At 44.8% G+C, this 4889-nt stretch carries 6 protein-coding genes; 1 reads left to right on the forward strand and 5 read right to left on the reverse strand.

What is annotated here, in order from left to right:
* Positions 1–1107 (forward strand): DUF6056 family protein (locus QZZ41_RS00160; protein ID WP_295066540.1); only part of this gene is annotated, 1107 nt, incomplete at its 5' end.
* Positions 1108–1143: 36 nt separating this feature from the next.
* Here the strand turns inward: QZZ41_RS00160 and QZZ41_RS00165 are convergent.
* The 5 genes from QZZ41_RS00165 to QZZ41_RS00185 all read right to left on the reverse strand — a co-directional run bounded on the left by QZZ41_RS00165 (position 1144) and on the right by QZZ41_RS00185 (position 4776).
* Positions 1144–1740: a dipicolinate synthase subunit B gene (locus tag QZZ41_RS00165; protein WP_295066542.1), complete on the reverse strand. Its 597-nt coding sequence runs from the start codon at positions 1738–1740 to the stop codon at positions 1144–1146.
* Entirely contained in the window at positions 1733–2596 is an 864-nt protein-coding gene (locus QZZ41_RS00170; protein WP_295066545.1) for a dipicolinate synthase subunit DpsA, read from the reverse strand. Before QZZ41_RS00170 ends, QZZ41_RS00165 begins: the two co-directional genes overlap by 8 nt.
* A gap of 142 nt (positions 2597–2738) precedes the next feature.
* Positions 2739–3806, reverse strand: coding sequence for a branched-chain amino acid aminotransferase (locus QZZ41_RS00175; protein WP_295066547.1), 1068 nt, complete (start codon positions 3804–3806; stop codon positions 2739–2741).
* Between the two features lie 33 nt (positions 3807–3839).
* Positions 3840–3971 (reverse strand): hypothetical protein, encoded by a 132-nt coding sequence (locus QZZ41_RS00180; protein ID WP_278244736.1) that lies wholly within the window; start codon positions 3969–3971, stop codon positions 3840–3842.
* A 130-nt stretch (positions 3972–4101) separates the two neighbouring features.
* The gene (locus QZZ41_RS00185) at positions 4102–4776 is read right to left on the reverse strand and encodes a hypothetical protein (protein ID WP_295066551.1); all 675 of its coding nucleotides are present in this window, start codon (positions 4774–4776) and stop codon (positions 4102–4104) included.
* Positions 4777–4889 lie beyond the last annotated feature (113 nt).

Below are 4889 nucleotides of genomic sequence, written 5' to 3' on the forward strand. Positions count from 1 at the left end.
CTGAAATCGAGTAAGATAATGCCTGTTTTACTCTTGATCGTCGGATTTCTCGGTGCGCTTTGTATTGAGAACATTACGGCTTATAATCTGTTGTTTGGCGTATTTATCATTGTATTTGCTTATGTTACTCAGAAAAAAGTATATTTATCAAACGTTGCTTACCTTGCAGGAACTGCTGTCGGAGCGATAATCATGATGGCGGACAGCAATTATAAGCATATTGCTGATGAGGGCGATAGTTTCGCATTCAGAAGCTTTGTCACTTCACCGTCCGATATTTATATGAAGGTTTATCGAGAAATAATACCGAATTTCTCACGTCCATATTTTATCATTCACATTATTATTGCGTGCTGTATTCTGTACCTTTTTGTTAATAAGTACGGTAATTCAGAGAAAAAGCCAAAGTATGGGATAGTATCTGTTGTTATCATAGTTTTTTATGCTGTATTCAGCGTTGTAGTTTCAAATGGTGAGGAAATAGCTGTTCTTTCAAACGCTTATCGCAGCAGAGCAGTAGAAACTGCCCTCACTTTTGCATACATTACAGCTGTTATCTATATGTTGTATAATCTGTTGGAGAACGGTGATCGTGTAAGAGCAATAGTTTATTTATTGAGTACGATCCTTGCCACTGCACCGTTTTTAGTTGTAAATGCGATTACAGGCAGATGTTTCTTTGCTTCATATATATTCTGGTGTTTGTTTGCATTCGAGCTTTGTGTGCCTGTAGTGAATGATATCAAGTGTCTTGAAACGGCTTTAACAAAGACCTGTACGCTAATTATCGTTACATCGGTATTAGGCTTAAATCTGTTTATGGATATTTCCAATAAGGCGGTAGATGTCATTAGAATAAATTATATCCACCAACAGCTTGAAGATGACGAGCGGCAGATCAAACTCATAAAGCTGCCGTATCAGAAGAACTGTTTTGACCCGATAACGCTGTTTTCTGAAGATGATCTTTACCTTGTAAAGAACGGCAGGAAGTACTCATATACTGAATTGTACTGCATAAATAATGGTATTGATGAAAAAATATTTGAAAAGCAGACGTTGTATGTCGACATGATCGATTACAATATGTCAAAGGAAGAATACTGATGACTAAGCCCTCGTATAGATTATACGAGGGCTTTTTTATGGTCTTGAATGATAGATTATGGGGCGGAGCTGTACGCCGTTCAGAGCTGCTTCTATTGCTTGTGGGAGCATTGAAAATTCCGCAACAAGTGACGCAGGCTTGTTTATCCAGTCGTCCTGTATCATGGGAACGAAATAATAATTCTTGCGGTTGAAAAGCACTCCAAGATTTTTGGCTGAGCCCATAAGGGAGTCATTGGAAGCTATTGCAAGTACAACTGGCTTACCGCGGCGGAGATGAGATTTTACAGCCATTGTCACAGCGGTATCGGTAACAGATGAAGCCAGCTTTGCGGCAGTATTTGACGTACACGGTGCGACTACCATTATATCTGTCAGGTCTTTAGGACCTATAGGCTCAGCGTCCTCAATGGACATTATGATATCCTTTCCCGATATTTTTTTCAGCCTTTCCATATTTTCATGAGCAGTTCCGAACCGTGTCGATATAGAGGCTGAATGTTCAGACATTATCGGTATAAGCTCTGCACCGTACTCCGTCAGTATCTCAGCCTGTTCATAGCTCTGCTGAAAGGTGCAGAACGAGCCTGTCATGGCGTAGCCTATCTTTAGTCCTTTTAAGGCATTACTCAACGGCTTCACCTCTTTCCCATATCATAGAGCTAACAGTTTCTGCGATTATCTCTCCCGATGTGACGGGAGCAGTCTTTCCCGGGAGTCCAAGTGCCCATATAGCTCTGATACCGTGTTCGAGAGCGGCATCGAAATCAATTCCGCCCGGTTTTGAGGCAAGGTCGATGAAAAGAGTATCCTTATCAAATCTGCTGAGCATATCGTCATCGAAGATAAGCTTTGGTACTGTATTGAAAACTAGGTCATAGCTGCCTTTCAGGCGGCTTGTGGGGATAGCTTTTATGCCGTGCAGTCTTGCCTTTGCAGTACCGCGGGAGTTGTGTACAGCCGCAGTTATATCTGCACCGAAGCCTTTCAGTATCTCGGCAAGAGCTGTACCTATCCTGTCCATTCCTACGATGAGGACTTTCAGTCCGTTGAGAGTTACGGGAAGCTCTTCAAGGGCGAGTTGAACAGCACCCTCAGCGGTTGGAACTGCGTTTTTCAGACTCATCTCCTCACTCAGCAGGTAATCGTATATCGTATGTTGGGGGAGAGCTTTTATAAGCTTGTTGTCGACTCTTCCTGCGTATATAACAGCATCGGGAGCAAGCAGCTCCTCAACTGCGGCTATGGATATTACAGACGAACTGCACGGTGCAAAGAGGTTTCCCTCACTGTTGAGGGGCGGCACAGGCAGTACGGCGCAGTCGAATGAGCGGATTCCTGCACGGTCGGCAGTATCCAGTTCAAGGTCATCGGGGATACGTTCACGGTCAAATCCGAGAACACTTATTTCAAATTCGCGTGACAGTCTTGCAGCGCAGTAAAGCTGACGCATATCACCGCCTGCGATAAGTATTTCAGGTCTTTTCATATATTTCTCCAATCTGCCGTAAGGCAAAGAAGTGATTATCTCTAATCAACCTATTATATGAAAAAGCAGGCGGAAGTGACAATATATCAATACATAAAAAGGCGTTTCCATTGCGGAAACGCCTTTAACAATACTTTTATTATCAGTCGATAGGAAGGATCCAGTTGAATGTATCCTGTATCTTGCCCCACTGGATACCTGTCATTGTATCATAGAGCATCTGTGAGATCTTACCGATCTTGTTGTCGTTGATCTCCATAACCTTGTCGTTCCACTTGAGGTGGCCAACAGGTGAGATAACAGCAGCAGTACCTGTACCGAATACTTCGTCAAGCTTACCAGCATCGTAAGCATCAGCGATCTCCTGGATAGTGATACGTCTCTCCTCAACCTCGATACCCTTTGACTTGCAAACCTCGATTGCAGACTTTCTTGTGATACCCGGGAGGATAGAGCCCTGAAGCATAGGAGTTACTACCTTACCGTCGATAACAAAGAAGATGTTCATTGCGCCAACTTCTTCGATGTACTTCTGCTCAACACCGTCGAGCCAGAGAACCTGTGAGTAGTTCTGCTTGTGAGCCTCGTCCTGTCCGATAAGAGAAGCAGCGTAGTTACCGCCTGTCTTAGCGAAGCCCATACCGCCTCTTACAGCGCGGACATACTTGCTCTCAACGTAGATGTTTACAGGGTTGAGACCGCTCTCATAGTAAGCGCCTGATGGTGAGAGAATGATGATGAAGAGGTACTGAGCGCCCGGTTTAACGCCGAGGAACGGATCAACTGCGATGATGAACGGACGGATATAGAGTGACTCGCCTTCCTTTGAAGGAACCCAGTCCTTCTCAACCTTGATGAGCTCTGTAAGGCACTTCATGCCAAGCTCAACAGGGAGCTCTGGGATAACCAGTCTCTTGTTTGAGTCGTTAAGTCTCTTGAAGTTCTCCTCTGGACGGAAGAGCTGTACCTTGCCGTCAGCAGTTCTGTAAGCCTTTAAGCCCTCGAATACTTCCTGACCGTAGTGGAGACACATAGCGGCAGGTGAGAGCTCGATAGGAGCATATGGCTTGATCTCAGGATCGTGCCAGCCCTTGCCCTCATCGTAAGGCATAACGAGCATATAGTCTGTAAAGATGTGACCGAAGCCGAGCTTGTCGCCTGGCTGTGGCTTAGCCTTGAGGCTTGCAGCCTTTGTGAATTTGATTTCCATATTATTCAACCTTCTTTTTATAATATTGACCTGTTAATCTGTGACCGAGAAGTAATTCTTCTCGTAAATGCGCTTGCAGACGAAAATCGTCACCGCAGCGGCTGTAATAGCTAAAACCGAGGTAGAAACTGAAGCTGCAAGTATGATCTTACCTTTTTTACTCATAAAAATTACTCCTTATCTCAGATTAGAGAAATCTTTCAATAAATAATTATATCATATTTCAGTATGATTTTCCATAGTTTAACTGCATAAATACTGCACAAATAGAGCTGTTTGTATTTGTGTGATATGGCTAATAGCCTGTTTTCACCATGAGATACGCCAGACCTGCGCAGGCTGAAATGAGCAGAACTATGAAAATAACGGCGTCTATAAGGAATTTTTTTAAGCTGTAGGCGTTCGGCGGCTTAGGGCGCTGATGTGCCTTTTTGTCGGCGAATTCCGCTTTCTGAGCGCACAGATAAGGACGTAAGAAGCCATCTGCGAAGCTTGTGGCGTGGTTTGGGTGCTCAGCGGCGAGATAATTCTCAAACTTCCGTTTCATAGCCTCTTTCTCGTCCTCGCTTAGCTGGGGAAACTGCTTCAGCTCCTCAAAATCGGGCTTAACCGTGTATTCCTCGCCGTATCGGCTCATTCTGTCTGCATAGCTGACTATCGAAAGCTCCACCTCTTTCAGTTTTGGAGCGGCAGGAGAGAAGCTTATGAGCTCCTCGGTCTCAAGGGCTCCGCTGTTGTCGTTATACTCGACAGTAAGGAGATATCGTGGAGTTCCGGGGAACAGGGACAGCTCCTCGCATTTTGTGACTCGTCCTATAACTATCTCGCTGTGCTTTTTCCGCCAATGCCTTATGCACAGGTATCTCAGTCTGGATATACCTAAGAAGGAGCCTGCAAGTACAACGCCAAGTATCAGTCCTACGACTAAGCCTATATCCTTTCCTGATGTACGCAGTGCGATATCAGTCATCGAATTCTCTTACGCGGAGCTTAGCGCCTAACTTTTCGGCAAGAGCACGGGAAGCCTCTATCTGCTCGGGCGGTATAACGTCAACGACGGACATGATGACCTCAGCCTTGCCT

This window comes from Ruminococcus sp., assembly GCF_016283395.1.